This window comes from Chryseobacterium sp. SIMBA_029 (assembly GCF_046535275.1).
GTDB lineage: Bacteria > Bacteroidota > Bacteroidia > Flavobacteriales > Weeksellaceae > Chryseobacterium.
The window spans coordinates 1-238 of record NZ_JAWRXA010000818.1 but is presented as its reverse complement, the minus strand read 5'-3'; the positions used below and the strand labels follow the sequence as shown (position 1 = coordinate 238).

The window sequence follows — 238 nt, the reverse complement described above, 5'->3', positions numbered from 1 at the left end:
GGAAAGTTTGGCTGGCGGGCAAGTGCCCGCGCGACCGGGAGTGCCAGGAGAACGGAGAGCAAGGTCGAAAGGACGGCCTGCAGCAGCGTGAAACGCAGGACGCGGAGAATGTAGGGATCTGAGATGATGCCGGCGAACGCATTGCTGCCGCCGGAGGCAGCAAGCGAGATGGCGGCTATGCCGATGAAAAGCAGGATGGCGGCGAGGCCGATTGCCCCGCCCGCCAGCGCATTTCGCC

General features: G+C 65.1%; 1 protein-coding gene. It reads right to left on the bottom strand.

Features of this window, described 5'->3' with window-relative positions:
- Positions 1 to 238, bottom strand: a 238-nt coding sequence (locus tag SB679_RS26170) for a hypothetical protein (protein ID WP_410705330.1), incomplete at both ends; no start/stop codon positions are given.